The sequence below is a fragment of the Zhongshania antarctica genome, from assembly GCF_014202945.1.
In the GTDB taxonomy this organism is placed as follows: Bacteria; Pseudomonadota; Gammaproteobacteria; order Pseudomonadales; family Spongiibacteraceae; genus Spongiibacter; species Spongiibacter antarcticus.
Genome location: NZ_JACHHW010000015.1, coordinates 30854 through 49140, shown reverse-complemented (window position 1 = coordinate 49140; position 18287 = coordinate 30854). Strand labels below are relative to the sequence as shown.

The 18287-nt window shown below is 49.1% G+C and carries 14 protein-coding genes; 10 read left to right on the top strand and 4 right to left on the bottom strand.

The genetic code is table 11. From position 1 onward, the window contains the following. Positions 1-92: 92 nt before the first annotated feature. Entirely contained in the window at positions 93-641 is a 549-nt protein-coding gene (locus HNQ57_RS17155) for an AbiU2 domain-containing protein (RefSeq protein WP_184465076.1), read from the bottom strand. 820 nt (positions 642-1461) lie between these two features. Between HNQ57_RS17155 and HNQ57_RS17150 the strand changes: the two genes are divergently transcribed. From HNQ57_RS17150 to HNQ57_RS17125, 6 genes are all read left to right on the top strand, one after another. Further along, entirely contained in the window at positions 1462-2409 is a 948-nt protein-coding gene (locus HNQ57_RS17150; RefSeq protein ID WP_184465074.1) for an NAD(P)H-dependent flavin oxidoreductase, read from the top strand. Between the two features lie 67 nt (positions 2410-2476). Continuing rightward, positions 2477-3601 carry an acyl-CoA dehydrogenase family protein gene (locus tag HNQ57_RS17145; protein ID WP_184465072.1) on the top strand — a complete coding sequence of 375 codons (1125 nt, stop codon included), beginning with the start codon at positions 2477-2479 and terminating at the stop codon, positions 3599-3601. Between the two features lie 50 nt (positions 3602-3651). Next, positions 3652-4854 (top strand): acyl-CoA dehydrogenase family protein, encoded by a 1203-nt coding sequence (locus HNQ57_RS17140; protein WP_226968190.1) that lies wholly within the window; start codon positions 3652-3654, stop codon positions 4852-4854. A gap of 543 nt (positions 4855-5397) precedes the next feature. Further along, entirely contained in the window at positions 5398-6357 is a 960-nt protein-coding gene (locus HNQ57_RS17135; RefSeq protein ID WP_184465069.1) for a DMT family transporter, read from the top strand. A 462-nt stretch (positions 6358-6819) separates the two neighbouring features. Next, positions 6820-7479, top strand: coding sequence for a TetR/AcrR family transcriptional regulator (locus tag HNQ57_RS17130; protein WP_184465067.1), 660 nt, complete (start codon positions 6820-6822; stop codon positions 7477-7479). A 5-nt stretch (positions 7480-7484) separates the two neighbouring features. Further along, positions 7485-9380, top strand: coding sequence for a CocE/NonD family hydrolase (locus HNQ57_RS17125; protein ID WP_184465065.1), 1896 nt, complete (start codon positions 7485-7487; stop codon positions 9378-9380). A gap of 218 nt (positions 9381-9598) precedes the next feature. Here the strand turns inward: HNQ57_RS17125 and HNQ57_RS17120 are convergent, their stop codons facing one another. Next, a complete protein-coding gene (locus HNQ57_RS17120) occupies positions 9599-11215 on the bottom strand; it encodes an amidase family protein (RefSeq protein WP_184465063.1) in 1617 nt (538 codons plus the stop codon). A 698-nt stretch (positions 11216-11913) separates the two neighbouring features. Between HNQ57_RS17120 and HNQ57_RS17745 the strand changes: the two genes are divergently transcribed. Both HNQ57_RS17745 and HNQ57_RS17945 read left to right on the top strand, forming a co-directional pair. Then, complete coding sequence (locus tag HNQ57_RS17745; protein ID WP_221301783.1) at positions 11914-12318, top strand: hypothetical protein; 405 nt, start codon at positions 11914-11916, stop codon at positions 12316-12318. A 23-nt stretch (positions 12319-12341) separates the two neighbouring features. Next, positions 12342-12968, top strand: a complete 627-nt coding sequence (locus HNQ57_RS17945) for a DDE-type integrase/transposase/recombinase (protein ID WP_226968191.1) — start codon at positions 12342-12344, stop codon at positions 12966-12968. Positions 12969-13604: 636 nt separating this feature from the next. Here HNQ57_RS17945 and HNQ57_RS17105 read toward each other — a convergent pair. Continuing rightward, positions 13605-13871, bottom strand: coding sequence for a helix-turn-helix domain-containing protein (locus HNQ57_RS17105; protein WP_184465061.1), 267 nt, complete (start codon positions 13869-13871; stop codon positions 13605-13607). Here HNQ57_RS17105 and HNQ57_RS17100 point away from each other — a divergent pair. After that, on the top strand, positions 13773-14438 hold the full coding sequence (locus tag HNQ57_RS17100) for a choice-of-anchor Q domain-containing protein (protein WP_184465059.1): 666 nt from the start codon (positions 13773-13775) through the stop codon (positions 14436-14438). The genes HNQ57_RS17105 and HNQ57_RS17100 overlap by 99 nt on opposite strands. Before the next feature lie 445 nt (positions 14439-14883). Here the strand turns inward: HNQ57_RS17100 and HNQ57_RS17095 are convergent, their stop codons facing one another. Continuing rightward, on the bottom strand, positions 14884-15552 hold the full coding sequence (locus HNQ57_RS17095) for a TetR/AcrR family transcriptional regulator (protein WP_184465057.1): 669 nt from the start codon (positions 15550-15552) through the stop codon (positions 14884-14886). Positions 15553-15794: 242 nt separating this feature from the next. On the opposite strand from HNQ57_RS17095, the gene HNQ57_RS17090 reads away from it, so the two are divergent. After that, positions 15795-18011 carry a hypothetical protein gene (locus HNQ57_RS17090; RefSeq protein ID WP_184465055.1) on the top strand — a complete coding sequence of 739 codons (2217 nt, stop codon included), beginning with the start codon at positions 15795-15797 and terminating at the stop codon, positions 18009-18011. The last annotated feature ends 276 nt before the right edge of the window (positions 18012-18287 follow it).

The following is an 18287-nucleotide window of genomic DNA, read 5'->3' as shown; positions in this document are numbered from 1 at the left end:
ATCAAGCTTCACCATTCTTAGTGAAACGCCCTGTGCGGATCCGCATGCAGGGTGTTGTGGGGGCTGAGGGTTAGAGACCCTCGGCTACCCGATTACACATTTTCGCTAGCCTCTGCGACTTTTAATAGCCTAAGCAACTTGTTTACCCCAGGCCCAAATTCTTCAACTGACTCGTAGTCACCACTAGTTTTAAATACTTTGTTTAAAGCCATACACACGAGATTTATTACTTCATCAATTTCACCATAAGTTACGGCTGGAAGCTGAACCACATTTTTAGCTACTTTTAAGTCATTGTGTGAAATTGCTTTGTTTCGTAAATTCCTTATATTTTTAATTTTGTCTTCCAGTGACAGCAAAAGAGAATCAATTTCTTGAATCTCTTTTACTGATAGAGTTACTTTCTGTTTTTCAAATTGGTTATAAATACTGTTGTTTTCTTGACCCGACGATTTTTTCGGATCAGTAAGCCGACAAAGGGCCGCTAAGGTATCATAGACCAGCAACGACTGAAGTAACGCGAATACTTTGCCACCACAACGATTAAGAAGATCAACTGTGTCATTATCTTCAAACAATTTATCGTGCATTTGCCAGCGATACTTTATTTGCGCGAATTCCATTTCTAGCTTGGTAAGCATATTGATCTCCACCGTGGCTAATAGCTTGATTTTGGGGGCCGAGGCCTCCTATCACAGAAAGGAATTTCCGACGAAAATGGAATAAGCCATACTTTGCAATGGGTTTTGTTGAGGCCGAGGAATTAGTTGGCGGTGTTAACAAGGCAAGTTCCCTCTATCAATTTTGAATTCCCTTTCGCTTGATCATATACCTGCCGCATTAATAATCAATGAGTTGGTGCCACCCAATCTGTGAGAGTGAGCCCGCGGCTACTGAAACGGGGAGGTTTCGATCAAAGCCTTCCTTGCACAATTGATCCGGGCTAGTTCCGGCGCTCGCCTAGGTCGCGTTCTAGCGCTTTGGGGTGTGTACTCGCTCTGCGTGAAATATAATTTGTCATTAGTAGTGACAATACAATTTTGATTGGCTAGGCTTGCTCTAGCTTTTGGTATGAAAAGCGCAATCGAATAAGGTAGAGGCTCGTGCTGAGCTTGATCAGTAAACGCGCCCGAAACAGTCGTTGCAATCAGTGGTGACGGTGTCTTTAGTGAAACTATTGGGTCTGATTGCTGGTGGCGCCTCGCCTAATCCCCAAAAATTGATTGCCCTAAGGCGATATCGTCATAGCCACTATGCTGTGACATGGGGTGCCTTACGCTTATCTCGATAAGGTCGGGGCCTAAGGTGACAAGCGTGCGCTTAGCTTGGATTAACGAAGAATATAAGTCGCTTTGCGGCGGTGGTTGGGCGGGGCTTGACCGCGTACTGAACGGCACAGATTGTGATGCTTTGTTTACTGGGGGCTGAGTGCGCCTAGATTTACTAATTTGGAGTTTTTGTATGAGTGAGTTGGCGATAAAAAACCGTGTTACCGAAATGACCGGCACCGAATACCCGATTATTCAGGCCCCAATGGGCTGGATCGCGCGGGCACAGTTGGCCGCCGCGGTGAGTAACGCGGGCGGGTTGGGCATCATCGAGACCTCGTCGGGTGAACTCGACAATATAAAAATTGAAGTGGCCAAAATGCGGGAACTCACCAGCAAGCCCTTTGGTATGAATGTCGCGTTGTCTTATGTGAAGGGCACGAATATTGTCGATTTTGTGATCGAGCAGGGCATTAAGTTTGTGACCACGTCGTCGGGCAGCCCAAATGTGTGTACCAAGGCATTTCAAGAGGCGGGTATTACTGTCTTTCACGTGGTGCCAACACTCGATATGGCGCTTAAAGCCATCGATGCGGGGGTGGATGGCCTGGTAGTTGAAGGCGGCGAGGGTGGCGGTTTTAAAAATCCCAGTCCGGTATCAACAATGGTATTGCTGCCGCTGATTCGCAGCCGAGTAGATGTGCCGATTATCGCCGCAGGTGGCATATCTGATGGCGCGTCGATGGCCGGTGCTTTTGCCATGGGTGCTGAGGGCGTGCAAATGGGTACGCGGATGTTGGCGTGCGCGGAGTCGCCGGTTCACGACAATTGGAAAAATGCGGTTGTTAGTGCCAAAGAAACCGACACGGTTTTTCTTAATCAAGCATCGCGTCCGGCTTTGCGTGCGCTTAGAACCCAGCGTACCGAGCAACTTTTACCGCTGGGTAAATTCAATGCCATGGAGCACTTTGCTGGCGTGAATGAATTGTATTTTGGTGGTGATATGGAGGCGGCTATTCCATTGTCTGGTCAGGTGGCAGGCCGCATCGACAGCGTTAAAACTGCACAAGCCATTTTGAGTGAGACGATGACCGAATTTCACCAGATCATGAAGCAGCTGAGTACCCAATACCTGCGCTAGTGCCATCGCAGGCGCAGTGTTTTAACAATAATAGCCCCGTATAAAGGGGCGCCGCCGAGGTTAAGTAATGAGCGAATCTGCACCGATGTTTGATTTAACGCCCACTGAAGAAGAGTTTATGACGCGCGAAGTAATGCGTCGCTTCGCAGCAGAGGAAATGGCACCCAAAGCGCGCGCGGCAGATGAGGCGGCGAGCTTGCCCGATGATTTTCTACAAAAAACGGTAGAGCTGGGTTTAAATTTTATGCCCGTGCCGGAGGCGCTTGGCGGTGTGGGCGCCGGCCACCAGCCGATATCCAATACCCTGACGATAGAAGATCTTGCCCAGGGTGATATGTCGATGGCGCTGGCGGTTCTCGCCCCACTAGCGGTGATCAACACCGTGATGAAATGGGGCAGTAGCGCTCAGCAAGCTCGTGTGGCGGATACCTTGTTACTTGATCAGTTTGCACCGGCGGCGATCGCGTTACTGGAGCCGGGGCTTAGCTGTGATCCGGCAAATCTAAGCGCGACTGCGCAGCAGCAGTCAGATGGGACTTGGCACTTGTCCGGTAAAAAGAGTCTGCTGCCCTTTGGACCTGAGGCCAAGCTTCTGCTGGTTTTTGCGAAGGCGGTGAGCACTGCCGGTGAGTCTTTGGGAACCCGCGGGTTTTTATTGGCGCCGTCGCTGGCGGGCTGCAGTTTTGCGCGTGAGCAATATATGGGGCTGCGGCCGTTGCCATTGTATGCCGCGAACTTTAGCGATGTCGCCCTACCCGCTGACGCCGTGTTAACGGATGATTTTAATCTTGAACAATTTCTGTCGCTAAGCCGCATCGCAACGGCAGCGCTGGCGGTGGGCACCTGCCAGTCGGTATTAGACTACGTGAAAGACTACGTCAACGAGCGCGTTGCTTTCGGTGAGCCGATCTCACATCGCCAGTCAGTTGCTTTTATGGTCGCTGACATGGCCACGGAGCTAGAGGGTTTGCGCTTGATGGTGTATCGCGCGGCGTCGCAAGCCGTGCAGGGCTTGGATTGCAGTCGAATGGCGTATCTTGCACACCGACAAGCGGTCAAGGTGGGTATGAAAATAGGTACCGATGGCGTGCAGTTATTGGGCGGGCATGGTTTTACGCGTGAGCACCCCGTTGAATTGTGGTATCGGAATTTACGCGCGCTCGCCATTCTCACTGGTTTAGTGGTCGCTTGAGTCGGACTTATTGAGTTCATGACCTGCCTAATTATAAAAAGGAATACCGCGTGATTAATTTAGAACTCCCTAAAGATTTACAAGATTTAAGCGGACTGATGCGCCAATTTTCAGAGGGCGGTTTGCGGCCGATTTCCCGTAAGTACGACTCTTTGGAGCAAAAAGAGCTGCCCGAGGAATTGGTGGAGCTGGGTGCACTGTTAAAAGCAGGCAGGTCATCGTCCAGCAAGAAGGAGGGCGCCAGCAAACCAGAGGGCAATCGCAACGGCAATAATATGCGGATGACGGTCGCCACCGAAGCAATGTGTTGGGGTGATGTGGGTTTGTTTCTGGCCATGCCCACCATCGGTCTTGGTAATGCGGCTGTTGAAGCTGTTGCCAGCGATGAACAAAAAGCGGAGTGGGGCGAGCTGTTTGCCGCCATGGCGATCACCGAGCCAGGTTGTGGTTCGGATTCCGCCAATATTAAAACCACTGCGACTTTAGACGGTGACGAGTGGGTGCTTAACGGTGAGAAAATATTTGTAACTGACGGCTACCGCTGCCGCCAAGTTGTGGTGTGGGCATCACTTGATACCACGATGGGCAAGGCTGCGATTAAGTCCTTCTTTGTGCCCAAGGGGACGCCGGGCATGACGGTAACGCGGGTAGAGCATAAGCTCGGGATTCGCGCATCCGACACGGCGCAGATCGTGTTTGAAAATTGCCGGGTGCCCAAAGCCAATTTGCTTGGCAACCCTGAAATAGCAAAGACCGCTGAAGCGCGCAAAAAGGCCTTTGGCGGCGTAATGCAAACCTTTGATAACACGCGGCCCATTGTTGCCGCGCAGGCGGTTGGTTTGGCCCGTGCCGCTTTAGATTTAACGCTAGACTTACTGAAAGAACAGGGCCTAACGCTGGACTACAGCAAGAACTACCATCAGCTCTCTGCCATTGAAAATGATCTCTATGGCCTAGAGGCCGACTGGGAGTCTGCCCGCCTACTGGTATTGAAAGCCGCGTGGATGGCCGATAATCGGCAGCCAAACTCAATGAACGCCTCTATGTCGAAGGCCAAAGCGGGCCGTATGGGCAACGAAGTAAGCTTAAAATGCGTCGAGATTTGCGGGCAGTTGGGTTATAGCCAAACCGAGTTGCTGGAGAAGTTTGCGCGGGATTCGAAAATTATCGATATTTACGAAGGCACCCAGCAAATACAGCAATTGATTATTGCGCGGCAGATTTTGGGCAAAAACTCCAGTGAGTTGAAGTAGCGTTCGGGCGTTAGTCTTTCGGGTAGATGGACTTAGCGCTATGATGAGCTTGGATTGTGGGGTTTTTGGCACTAGCCCTAAACAGAGGAGATATATGCCGATGTTAAATGCACTCTTAGCCTGCGGTTTAGTGATGGTGGCGGTGTCTATTCCGCTCGCCTTCTATTGGAAAGCCGAAGAAATAGAAAGTTTACTGCGCAAATTAAAATCGTGAGTATTGAACTAGCGTCGCTAGAAATGCATCCAGGGTCTGTTCCGAGTGTAATGTTAATTTAGGCGATGAGACGGGTATTAAATAATCAAAAAAATGGCGTCTTAATTGGCGCCATCACATCAAGATGTCATCAATACTGTAGATTCACCGTGTGTACGCGGGATTCATAAATACTTAGCTAGCAGCTTTTAACCTTCACTGAAAAGTCGAAAAGTTTAGTGAAAACAGTGTTGTGTATTGAGGTAAGTGGCTGGCGCGCCAAGGGCAATTTATTGCCCAGCAAGATTGCGCTGTAAAGACGTCATATTTTAGGGGCTAAACAGTAGATTATGAAACGTATGCGCGCCGATTTTAAAGGCACAATGTCTGCAGACGTGCTTTTCGTTGTGGTTACCTTGCTTGCGGCGATAAGCTGGATTTTTTCCAAAGAAGCCGTGGCCATTATGCCGCCGCTATTGTTCATGTCGCTACGTTTCTTTATTGCCGCAGTATTGCTGGGGCTGGTGGCGCGGAGCCAATTACGTGTACTTAGTTCGGCCGTCCTTTGGCGCTGCGTTAAAGTTGGTGTTGTGTTCGGCTTCGCCATGAGTTTATGGGTCCTAGGACTCGCTGCATCGAACCATGTTGGCGAGGCAGCTTTCCTAGTCAGCTTGGCCGTTGTGCTCGTCCCCGTTATTGCGCGACTAGTCTTTAAAGAGGCCGTTCCACAAAGCACCTGGCTAGCATTGCCAATAGCCTGTTGTGGTCTTGCATTATTGTCGCTTAATCAAGAGCTTAAATTAGAGACCGCACAATTGCTTTTACTGGCAGCCGCAAGCCTCTTTGCGGTCTATTTTAATCTCAATGCCCGCGCGGCAAACCCAATTTCGCAAACAGGCCGGGATGGGCTAACACTGGATACGCCGCAAGTACCTGTGCTGCTACTGACGACATTGGTACTGACGGTTGTTGGTCTTGTTACGGGAATTTTTTCCGCGCTGACGGAAAGCTGGGAGGTTGGGGAATTGGTTTCAGCGCCTATGGTGTGGTTGTGGGTGATGCTTTCCGCCACCATTGGCACGGCGATGCGTTTCTATATCCAAACTTATGCTCAGAGCCTTTCTCCCTATAGCAATGGCGTGGTTATTATGGTGCTTGAACCAGTGTGGACAGCGTTGATCGCAGCCATGTGGTTTAAAGAAAGTATGTCCGCAATACAATTAGTGGGTTGCCTACTGATCTTTTTGGCATTGATCGTGAATCGCTGGCGCGCGGTACAGCAATTTTTGCGGCAGATTCTGCGGACGTAGGTGACCCTGAAAATTGAGTCTTGTGCAAAAAAACGTGAGTCGCGATTGATAGCGGTGATCTATACCTAGGGTGTGTACTCCATCAGCATCGCGATGCGCCCAGCTTCGATGTTGGTGAAGCAATACATTGGTCAAGATTGTTCTGTTTTTACGTAATTCGATTAGTGGCTGGTACCGAGAATAAGGACTAGTTCATCGCTGTAGCGCGTTGATAGGTTGCTGTTGATTACCTTCGCGTCGCGGGATTACTTTCCTCTGTAATCTAGGCATTGTAAGCCCGACGCTGGCGCTCGGAGTGGATCAAATAGAAGATAAGTAAGGGATGGTCTCTGGCGATTTTCTGTTGGTATAGCGGGGCGCTATGACGACCGCTCATCCTTATTGTCGCCAAGCTGGGGCTACTTGTAATTAATTGGGTGCTGGTGTATTTTTCGTTGACCAATTGGGCAGCGAAGTTAATTTATGTCTTCTTCGGCAAACACTACGAGCACACAAGCAGCCAAGAAAACCAGCCGACAGAAAGTGCGGGAGGATTCTTATAATCGAATTCTCGGGGCCGCACGGAGGGTGTTTTCTGAACAGGGGTTTAGCGGGACATCACTGGATGCTATAGCCAAGGAAGCAAACTGCACCAAGGGTTTAGTGGTGCATTATTTCGGTGGAAAGCAGCAGCTTTGGCAAGCGGTTATAGATTACTACGCAAGTCTGGCTGAGGGCAGTGAGTTCATTAACCAAAACTCGACGCTGGATATGCCTGGCATCGAATTGTTTCTTCGGCGCACTTTTCGCTTCTTTCAAACTCACCCTGATTACACTCAAATCGCCGATTGGATTGCCGTCGACAATAGTGTCGGCATCCCTCCGGAAATGTCCCGACTGTTACAGGGCGCAGGTGCGGCTTTTAGCCAAACGCAACAAGCCGGTGCTCTGCGTGAAGACGTAGATGCCCGTCATGCACATTTATTAGCCTATTCCCTCATCGCGTCGTGGTTTAGGTATCGAACGCTGTTCCAGCAGGCTTGGCAACTTGATCCCGCACAAAGTCAGGATCAAGGCGATGCTTATTTCAACGATATACTCAAGATACTGATCCGTGGCCTAGCGCCAGTTGCTGGAGAATAATGATAATGACTCACTTAAACCCCTCGCTTCGTATCAAAGTTGGCCTGCTTAGCTTGCTGCTATTCCTGATGAGTGCCTGCGGTGGTAATTCAAATAGTGGCCGCACAGGCATCGCGGTATCGCCCGGCGAGCAATCGTCAGCACAAAGTCGCTGGCAACCCTATGAGCGTGAGCAGGAATATAGCAGTTTCACTACGCTCCCGATTGAATATATTACTCTACGCGACGGTATACGTTTAGCTGCGCATGTTTCGTTGCCCACAGATGCGGAGGGTAATCCGGTAGCGCGGCCGCTACCGGTTATATTGACTCAAACTGGATACAACAGCAGTCTCGGCGCAATAGCTGCACCCAATGCCCACTTTATCCAGCGCGGGTATGCGCATGTGAATGTCGATGTCCGTGGCACAGGAAATTCCGAAGGAGTATGGGAGGCCTGGGGTCCGATTGAGCAGGAAGATTACGCCGAAGTCATGGAATGGGTTGCGACTCAGTCGTGGTCAAATGGCAATGTCGGGACCTGGGGGCCATCTTTTATGGCTATTACCCAGTTACTTACCGCTCGCCATAATCACCCTGCCCATAAAGCCTTGTTCGCTATCGTGCCACCTGGTGATGTATATCGCGATATTACCTTTGCGGGTGGGCAAATCAACGGCGCCTTTGTGCCGGCTTGGCTGTATCTGGTGACGGGCCTGTCGCTAATCCCTGCTAGGGAAAATATCCAAGACCCTGCTCTGTTCGTGCAGCTACTCACCGAACATGCGATCAACGCCGTTACTGCTTTCCAAACCCCGACGTTGGTGGGAGGTCTGACCGGTTTTGATGATAAGGCCTACAATACCGAGTTCTGGTCTGTACGTTCGCCACTTACGCACATCGATGAAGTGACCATTCCGACCTTTGTTGTCGGCGGCCTGCGCGATATATTCCAGCGCAGCGAACCGATGACCTACGAAGGATTAAAGAACAATACCAATGCAAAGCTGTTGATCGGTCCTTGGGATCATCTGCAAGGCTCTGGAGGTGCCGGCTTGCCCGCTGACGGTTTGCCTAGCATGGATAACATTGCCTTAGCTTGGTTCGATCATTACCTCAAAGACGTGGACAATGGTGCGGAGGCTATGCCCAAGGTCACACAATATCTCTACGGCGAGGAACGCTATGCGGTGATGGAAGACTGGCCTCATCCACAGGCGCGGGCGGAACGCTGGCACCTGCGTGGTGACGGTAGCCTAACGCTGACTGCAGCTGGTACAGGTGAAAGTTCCAATATAATTCTTCAGCAACCTGTCGGCGGTGTTTGCTCGGATAGCGCAGCGCAATGGTCGGCGGGTATTCTCGGTGTTGTTCCTTTGCCCTGTTATGAGGATAACCGTATTGCGGAAGTTCTAGAATCTACCTACACCAGTGCGCCAATGGATCAGGACTATTTTATCAATGGTCCAATTCAAGCGGACTTGTGGATTGCAACTACTGCTTTAGATGCGGGTGTAGTTGTGCGTGTGACAGATGTGGCTCCGAATGGCGTTTCGAAACAGCTCACTAGCGGCCTGCTCACCGCCTCCGCCCGAGCGCTAGATCCAGAGCGTTCACGCTATTTAGGTGGGCAAATGATTCAGCCTTGGCATCTGTATACGAAGGAGAGTCGCCAAACCCCTGGGTTTAACCAAATCGTAGCGATAAATGTAGAGATATTTTCTACAAGTGCAGTAATCAAAGAGGGTCATGCATTACGTATCTCAGTTGGTGCCAGCGACTTCCCGCGTGGGATACCACCGGTATTAGACTTACTAGACCAATTGGCCGGTGTGCTAACTATCTATAGTGATGCAGAGCATCCATCTAGTGTGGTATTTCCGGTTGTGCCAATCAGCGCGATACCGGTTGTTAGTGAATAGCCGGTTTAAGCCTCAGCTAGGTTGGCTCGCTATAGGTTTCTTTCTGAGTTCAACGTGATATAGCCATTACGGCTAGGCTAAGGTGATTTGCCGTTAACGTAGAATTAGCGGAGTAGGTCCTCCTACTGCGCTAATTTATAATGATTTTCTTAAGGGGCTAATAACGCGCCGAAAAGCCGCTGAAGTTTAATATTTAGTAGGTCGCGTCCCTTGTTATCTTACGGTGCAGGATCGCCAGGCAATATTGGCCGGCGTCGGTGTTGGGTGGATTGTTCATACGCATAGGCAATGCCAAATAACGTTGCTTCATCCCAGCTGCGACCAAAAAATTCGATGCCGATAGGGAGTGCTGGTTGATCAGAGGAGAATCCAGCGGGCACAACAATAGAGGGCATGGCGGTTGTGCTGCCAAAGCCGCAATTGTTAGTTTGCACGAGCCCAGTAGGTCGCGCAGGTTGTTGGGCTGGCGGGTAGACTAAAGCATCTAGGCCGAGTGCGTCCATCTCGGCTTCAACGTAGTCGCGTAGGGCTTTGCGTTCGTCCAGTTGAGCAATGTAGCGTGATGAGCTTGTGTCGCGCGCGGCAATACTGACACCGATAATCGCTTCAATGAAGGGGTGTACCAAACCACTGGTAAATATGTCGACTGTATCAGTGCGAGGAGCATCAAAACTTGCTAGGTACTCATCCATGTGGTCGGCGAATTCCTGAACAATAAGTGAATTAGAAATGTCGTTGAAATCCGGGAGGGTAATAGGGTCGATTATTTCTGCGCCTGCGGCTGCGAGATCAATCAAGGCTTGTTCCATGGCGGCGTTTACATCAGTGTTATTGCCAAAGGCGTCAGTACCGCCATAGCTACGTAGCACGCCGATTCGTTTACCCTTTAGGGCATTTTTATCGAGATAATCTAGGTAGCTAGACGGTTGATAACGGTCGGCCGCATGGGTGCGCGGGTCCGCCGGGTCCACACCCGCCATGATATTTAGCATCAACGCTGCGTCCCGAACGGTGCGAGTAATTGGGCCGCCTACGTCCATGGTGTGAGAGAGGGGTACAAGGCCATCTTGTGAAACAAGACCAACAGTAGAGCGTACGCCTACTAGGGCGTTATTGGATGGCGGTAGCCGGATTGAGGCGCAGGTATCTGAGCCAGTACCCAATAAACCAAAATTAGCGGCAATCGCCGCAGCGCTGCCACCGCTGGAGCCGCCGGCATCTCTGCTGGTGTCATAGGGGGTGCCGATTCGCAGGGATACGCTGTTAAGGCTTTGTGTCCAAAAGGCATATTCACTCATGCCCGCTTTACCTAAAATAAGTGCGCCAGCCTCTCGCAGGCGAGCCACCGTAAAGGCATCATCTGGCGGCTGGGAGCCTGCCAATGCCCGCGATGATGCAGTTGTCGGGAAGTCAAAGGTATCGTACAGATCCTTTAATAATACCGGCACGCAATGCAGCGGGCCGACCAAACCATTACTAGCGAATGCTGTGTCTAGCGCTTTAGCTTGCTCCCGCCAGGCTGGATTTATACTAACTATGCTGCTGATGGGTAAGCCTGTCTCTGTGGTGTTATCGAGGGTTTCGATACGAGCTAAGTATTGTTCTGCTAGAGCCACGCAGCTAAGGGGTTGTCCAGACTCAGCTACCTGTTCACCTTTAAATGCTGCATGAATATCGGCGACAGTCGCTTCCAGTAACTCAAAGTTTTTTGGAGTTTCCCCGCCTGGGGTTGCGCTTGCTTTTGTATGATTAGAACTTCCCCCGCAGGCGGTTAGTAGCGTTGCCGAAAGTACAATGCCCAAAGCCGACTGCGAGATTTTTCGATTAACTAACATAGTAAAAATTCTCCGGTTGATTTCAATTCCATGCGGGAGCAATCGGCGTGCCATGAATCTGTGTTCCGGCGTTTTGCGGCTGAGTATGAGCGGTATATCACATTGCCAGGCGGTAAATTAGGCAGTACTTTGATATGTAGTCCTTGTTCTACATTTAGATAAAATTTATACAGAACATGCATACTATTAATAGATGTCCTATTTTTATTTGAACAGCGAAAAAGTTTTCGCGAACCAAGTTGGTGCGATGATGTGATTTTTTTTGTATCAATATTATTTTTATTTTTTATGGTCGGGATTAATTTTGTGAATTTTTGTCGCGCGAAGACTAATTAGTAAAATATTAAGAATATTGCAATAGGGTGGATTGAGGTAGTTTGGTGGTAATTGCCCTTGGGTTCACGGTAATTGTGATTTGGGTGGTAGTGGCGTGGTGATAATTTGTTCTATTATCAAAGCGCAATAATGACGCGCATGCGTGTTACTTTAGTGCGTTTTGCGTATTCCGGCCCAACCTGGTCATCGCCTGCGATTCAAGGTGATTACTTTGCGGGACTTATCGCAACGGGTGATCACACTGTCGCAATGACTGATCATCATCAATTTCCACACCACCTCATGCATTGAATTCATCCTGTACTGCACGTTATCCTTGCCGCTTTTGCGCTGGGATAACGATGCTAAACACGAGATTAGCAATGCGACATATCAAAGAAATCCGCCGCCTTAAGCTTGAGGCAAAGCTAAGTCACAGGCAGATAGCGCGCAGCCTAGGCATCGGCGTGGGCACTGTATCAACCTACGGCAAGCGCGCCGCTGTACTGGGCCTTTGCTGGCCACTGCCCGCTGAGATGTCAGGCAGCGACCTTGAGCCGCTGCTGTTTCCTTCACCTCAGCTGAGCGCCCGACATGGCCGCGTTATGCCTGATTGCGCAGGCATACATCTGGAGTTAAAGCGCAAAGGCTCACCAAACAGCTGCTGTGGGAGGAGTACAAACAAGCCTATGGGGACGCGGGCTATCAGTGCTCGCAGTCTTGTGGGTATTACCGCGAATGGTGCACCCCGCAAAACACTCTATGCGGCAGATACAGCGCGCCGGTGAAAAACGGTTTGTGGATTACAGCGGTGCAACGGTCGCCATTGTTAAGCCCGATACCGGGGGGCTGCAGCGCTGAGATCTTTGTGGCGACGCTCGGTGCCAGCAATTACACCTTTGCCACCGCCTGCTGGACGGAACGCAGAGCGGATTGGGTTGATGCCCACGTTAAGGTCTTCGAGTTCTTTGGTGTTGTGCCGGAGATCATTGTGCCTGATCAGCTTCGTAGCGCGGTGAGCAAACCTTGCCGTTACGAACCAGCCATCAATGCCAGTTATAAACACATGGCCTCACACTATCGAACCGCGGTCATTCCTGCGCGACCGCTTAAACCAAAAGACAAGGCTAAGGCAGAAAACGCGGTACTGATTGTGCAGCGGTGGACCTGTGATTATGCTGCCGGCTTTGTGAGTCATAAAGCTAAGTATCCGGAATTTGCTTTTCCACAAAGCATACCTGGTCTTTATGAAAGCCTTGATCCTATGTCCGATGTAATCGAATCGTACACGTGGTTGCATGAGCACCCAAAGTTGGATTTTTACATCTTAACAGCGCCCTCGATAAAGAATCCTCATAGCTATGCTGAAAAGCGAATTTGGGTAGAAAAATACTTAGGCATGGCTGACGTTGAGAACTTAATTATCAGTCCACATTAGAATCTCAATAAAGGTGATTGTTTAATCGACGACATGCCGTCGGGGAAAGGGCAAAACAAATATTGAGGGTCAGTTGATACTGTTTGGATCTGATGAGTTTCCGAATGAGGCAAGTGTGACGAGATATTTTCAATCTAAAATTGAAAGTTGATTATAAAGTAGTTTCTGCTATGGCGGTAATATAAGACTGGGTTAGATACTGTTGTAATTATTGCGTTGTAGTTTTTTATCTTCTAATGCTCTGGATGAACGGTTTCTGTTGCAGCGGTTAATGCACGTTATTTAAAAACTCCTGACTATAAATACAAATTTATAATCAGCAGGCGTATCAGATTTTAGTTTCTAGCCCGCAATCTAATGATGACTAGGCTCGCGGCTTCAGGGTTGCTAGCGTTGGTGTTAAGTCAGCATTACCTCCATCACATCGAATGATATATTTACCTCGTCACAGATGCTCGCCATAAGTATTTTTCTTTAATGTGAACGGGGGTAATCCGGCAGTCGCCAGTTAATCGATACTCTTTCATTAATTTTGTGGCGTACCTTGATATCCAAGGTGAAGGTCCTGTCTGGGTGCGTGGACCTCCCCGAGCAAAGTAGATACCTCAGTGATATTCTGGAAGATCCACCTCAAGACTATATTTTATTCTGATATTTTAATCCTTCAGATTTTATAAGATCCCTATATCGATTGGGTGTTGTGCCATGCCATTGTTTGAAGGCCCTACCAAAAGCGCTTTGTTCAGAGTAGCCGAGTAAAGAAGATACTTCCGTAAGTTTGAGGTTCCTCAGGGTAGCCTGGAGATGAATGATAGTACAGTAAGCTACAATACAGCTGATAGTCAGGCTGGCGGTATTCGTATTGATACGCGAGGTACAATCACAAATTCTACTATTAGCCATAACGAGGCGCTTGGCACAGCTGCACCTGTGGCTGAAGGGACTGGTGTTCCATTTTTGTTCGCGCAAGGTGGTGGTGTTGATATACGCGGCTTAAATGTAATTATACGAAATTCAACTATAGCATTTAATCGTGCGGCTGATGGTGGTGCTGGTATTCATTTTGATTCAACTTATTTTGACGCGCTTCCCGACCCTATAACGGGGGCTGCTGAAGTTCCTTTATTTGACCTTATTCTTGAAAATACCATCGTAGCGAATAATTCGTCAGACGTGCCGAGTGCCGATTGTTTGACAACTCTCGGTTTATCAAGAATTCTTTCTCGGGGAAATAATCTTGATTCGGATGATAGCTGCGGACTGAATCAATCGAGCGACCTACCTGGGGTAAACCCGATGCTGGCTGACCTTGAGGATTATGGTGGTGATACCGATACGCACGCCCTATTGCCATCTAGTGCGGCGCGTAATGCAGGTAATCTCGGTACCTGCACAATGGCAGACCAAAGGGGTGTCGCTCGTGGAGAAAAAGGTAAGTGTGATATAGGCGCTTTTGAGGCGGATTTCTAGTATCTACATTATTATATTGATGTGTTGTGGATTCCTGTTCTGCAACCAGGTCAGTTCTTAGAATCTCTAGAAATCCATATTCTGAGAGCGATGCCTCAGGGGCTGTGGGTGTTGCAAAAAATTTAGATATTCCGCTCCGGTCTTTTTATCGGCGCTTAGATCAGCGAAGTATAAATTATAGGAATTTTTTGCAAACACTGCGTTATCAGTTAGTAAAGTAATATTTGGGTAACAGGCAGCTTGAGTTGGCAGAAATGGCGCTATTTTAAGGATACTCTGAAAAAGGTGCCTTAGGAAGTGCACCTAAACAATGGCTCGATACTACTCCAAATCGGTATAGGCGGCTAATTGAGCTTGAGCGCTCAAGGCCGCGGTGGGAAGGTTAATTACGATTAATTGAATATAGATTAATTTTTGCAAAGTAGAGGCGTGTTTCGGGATAATGTTAGGCTTTCGGTATCTGGGTGATGTTAGGATTTGAAGAAGAGTTGGCGCCTTCTATAAGCCAGCCGACGAAAATAATAGTTTGTTCTACTATTCGCGCTCTATCTTTGGGCTCCTCTAAATAATCTAGGGCTGCAAATAGTGTATGTTGCGCTATTAGGCGTGTCAGCATTAAAAGTGTTTCGAAATTTGGTAGTGAGTCGTTTTTACCAAGTTTGCTTAGATCCTCCGCTCTATCTAGCGCAAAATCATCCAGCATGCTTTGTAATGCTCCCCGTAAGCTCGGCAAGCTGCCATGTATTTCTCTAGCGCAGAATATTACGCCTAAAGGATGTTCGCTGACGTAATTAAAATAGTGTTGTGTTGAGGCTCTAATCATATCCTGGGTGTTACCTCTAAAGGCTTTCGCAGCCAATTGAAGTTCAGCCCTCAGCTCGCTTGCTAACAGCTCTACTAGTGCTAGGGCAATCTCTTCTATTGATTGAAAGTGTCGATAAATTGCTGTGTGGTGCATGCCGGCCTCGCGTGCTAGCTCGCGCAGTCCAACATTTGAAATAGATCGATGTTTTTCGCCAAGCCGCAGCGCCGCCTTCAGTAGTCGGTCACGTCCGCCAATTGGGTTGCGTATATTGCGGGCCTGGGGTTTTTTGATATCTATATTTAAGCTCACGCCTTTGTCCTGTCCATTTTGTGCATCGAATTAAATCACAGCGCCACTCATATTGACAATTATGTACCTCAGTGGTTACATTGCCCTAAGTCACCATCTGGTTACTTTGTGACTGAGGGGCGCAGTTGAGGTTTGCTGGGCACGTAATTGCTTTGTATTACCTACCCCAAGTAATTGCTTAGAAAAATTTAAATTAAACGGCAAAATTAATAAATCCTATAAGAACAAGGCTGGGGTCCGCCATGATTAAGTTTTTAAACGTCTGGAAGGTAAGGCCCTTCGCGCTTTTTGTATTCGCTGTATTGTCAATTCAAGGTTGTCGGGAAAATAATAAAATTAATGAAAGTCAGTCGATTGATGTCGATCAATTGGCTGGTTTGCCATCAGATCTCATTCCTAGACCTGGCCCGCCAATTCTTTACGCGCCACCGCCAGTCGCTCCGCAGCTTAGCAATACCGGTGTTTGGAATGCGCAGCCTATATTGATTTCCGGCGCGACTGCTTATCGCTCAGGAGAATTTATCTATCAGGATTGGCTGTTTGACGATCACGGTGCTGCTGGAACTCAGGATTTCACAGACCCTCAAGGACTGGGGAGCACCAGCTATATTTTTTCTCGTAAAGCGGGAACATTAACGTATCCGACGAATTCGGCCTATGCCAATAATGCTGCCGATCTCGTTGAGCTGCGGGTACAAGCATTAAACAATGCGACGGCTTTTCGGCTAACGCTAAATACAATGATGGAGCCAGAGCTTTCCGCATTCACGCTTGCGATTGGCGCCTCCGATGAACCCGTAGATTGGCCTCTCGGCGCGGGAGTTAGGTCGCCTGCAGCTATCTTTGTCACAGTACATGGCAATGAAGCTGTTGCCCATAAAGCAAGTGACTTAACTGTTATAGAGGCTGATATCACTGTAAATGTGGATCGAGTGCGGCGTCAGATTGAGGTAAGAGTTCCCCACGGTATATGGCGTCCAGGTCGAGGTAAAGTTCGTTTGGCTGCGGGTGTAGGATTATGGGATTTGGAGTCTGGCCAGTATCTTCAGCCTGGGTTGATCGCAAATGACACTACGCCAGGCGGCGCAGCCATTTCTGGGGCGGCACTGTATAACGTAGCATTTCGTGAAGAACCCATGCCGCAATTTACTGCTAAGAGCGGTAGAACAATTGTTGATGCTGCTGCGCAGGCGTTAGCTGAAGCGCATTTTTGGCGGGAACGAGCGCAGGCGGATGCGCTCAGCTCAGGCGATATAAGCGCGTTCTATGCGGTTGTCGATTTTGCAAAACTTATGGACTCCATCACGGATGAATCCGGTGTGCCGTTAACGGGACACATGAACCGAATCTTTGCTAGTAGGTTTGAGTACGGGCAAGGCGTTGATTACGCTCGTCAATGTGGAATTGGAACGACGGGGGAGTGTGATGGGCCTCTTATTGGGCAATTGCAGCCCTATGCGATCTATGTGCCGCGAACGCCCCCTTCCGTGGAGGGTTATGGCCTAACATTATTACTACATGCCCTGTCGGCTAATTTTAATCAGTATTTAGGTAGTCGGCACGCAGAGCAGTATGGTGAGCGCGGTCGCGGTAGTATTGTTATAACGCCTGCGGCGCGAGGGCCTGATGGTTTTTACATCGACATGGCTGAAGCTGATGTATTCGAAGTCTGGGCTGATGTTGCGCGTCATTATAAACTTGACCCAGAATGGGTTGCTATGAGCGGGATCTCTATGGGTGGCATTGGAAGTTTCCGCCTTGCGTCACGCTACCCTGATTTATTTGCTCGAATTGCGCCGGTAGTCGCGACCACACCAGTCGAGCACCTCGTGGCGAGTATGCATAATGTCCCCGTTATGATGTGGGTTTCAGCTCTGGATGAGCTGCAATCATTGCCGTTAACTGAGCTTACAGTGCAAGCGCTAGACAGTGCTGGCTTAAGATATGATGTATTAAGCTTCCCAACCTGGGACCACCTTTCCCCGTCAACCTATGATTACTATCCCCAGGCAACTGCGTTTCTTGGGGAGCATTTGGTGGAACGTAACCCGGCTAGGGTGCGGTATATTATAGATCGCTCGCAAGATAGTCCGCGCGCGGGAGTCGTTGCGCCAAGTGGAGCGTATTGGGTTTCTAATATAGAGCTTAATGATGAGCAACTTTTAACTGGCGAAATTGATATTGTTACAGAGGGGCTTGGTGTGGCTCAGGGTGAGCCAACGCCGCTCAGTTCAAACGTCGGTGTCCTTTCTGGAGGTAGCCACGAGCCAGCGCCTTATGTCCGTCGTCAGCGTGGTTGGAGTTCGAGTACTGCAATTCCGCCTACCGATCGCGTACATATAAAGGCTCGAAATGTAAAATATCTGCAAATAGATCCCACTCGCGCGGGCTTGAGTTGTTTTCCTGATATTAGAATTGAGGCGGATGGTCCAGTCGAGGTGGGGCTGATAGGTTGCTGAGTGAGGATGATTCTGAGTTGTTAATTGAGGTTTATCTGCGCTTACTCGTTGAATGGGACAAGGCAATGAGGATAGCTTTTTATACAGTTGGCTAAAGGGGGGATATTCGTCATCCAGAATTCCGGCATGTCTATTCGGTTGTAGAGTCGCCCAGTGCCTTGAGGTTACTGTACTTAATTTATGCGTATGGCCTAAAGGGTGATGAACCCAATCCCAAGGCGTCAGAGAAATTGATATTTCTGCTAAAAGTGTTTGGCCTGCGTCGGAGCTGCGGCG

What these genes read in the sequence shown, in the direction of transcription:
- HNQ57_RS17100 (WP_184465059.1), top strand. Translation starts at nt 13,773, where the DNA reads ATGAATGATAGTACAGTAAGCTACAATACAGCTGATAGTCAGGCTGGC.
- HNQ57_RS17130 (WP_184465067.1), top strand. Translation starts at nt 6,820, where the DNA reads ATGTCTTCTTCGGCAAACACTACGAGCACACAAGCAGCCAAGAAAACC.
- HNQ57_RS17120 (WP_184465063.1), bottom strand. Translation starts at nt 11,215, where the DNA reads ATGTTAGTTAATCGAAAAATCTCGCAGTCGGCTTTGGGCATTGTACTT.
- HNQ57_RS17125 (WP_184465065.1), top strand. Translation starts at nt 7,485, where the DNA reads ATGACTCACTTAAACCCCTCGCTTCGTATCAAAGTTGGCCTGCTTAGC.
- HNQ57_RS17105 (WP_184465061.1), bottom strand. Translation starts at nt 13,871, where the DNA reads ATGGCTAATAGTAGAATTTGTGATTGTACCTCGCGTATCAATACGAAT.
- HNQ57_RS17090 (WP_184465055.1), top strand. Translation starts at nt 15,795, where the DNA reads ATGATTAAGTTTTTAAACGTCTGGAAGGTAAGGCCCTTCGCGCTTTTT.
- HNQ57_RS17135 (WP_184465069.1), top strand. Translation starts at nt 5,398, where the DNA reads ATGAAACGTATGCGCGCCGATTTTAAAGGCACAATGTCTGCAGACGTG.
- HNQ57_RS17155 (WP_184465076.1), bottom strand. Translation starts at nt 641, where the DNA reads ATGCTTACCAAGCTAGAAATGGAATTCGCGCAAATAAAGTATCGCTGG.
- HNQ57_RS17145 (WP_184465072.1), top strand. Translation starts at nt 2,477, where the DNA reads ATGAGCGAATCTGCACCGATGTTTGATTTAACGCCCACTGAAGAAGAG.
- HNQ57_RS17745 (WP_221301783.1), top strand. Translation starts at nt 11,914, where the DNA reads ATGCGACATATCAAAGAAATCCGCCGCCTTAAGCTTGAGGCAAAGCTA.
- HNQ57_RS17150 (WP_184465074.1), top strand. Translation starts at nt 1,462, where the DNA reads ATGAGTGAGTTGGCGATAAAAAACCGTGTTACCGAAATGACCGGCACC.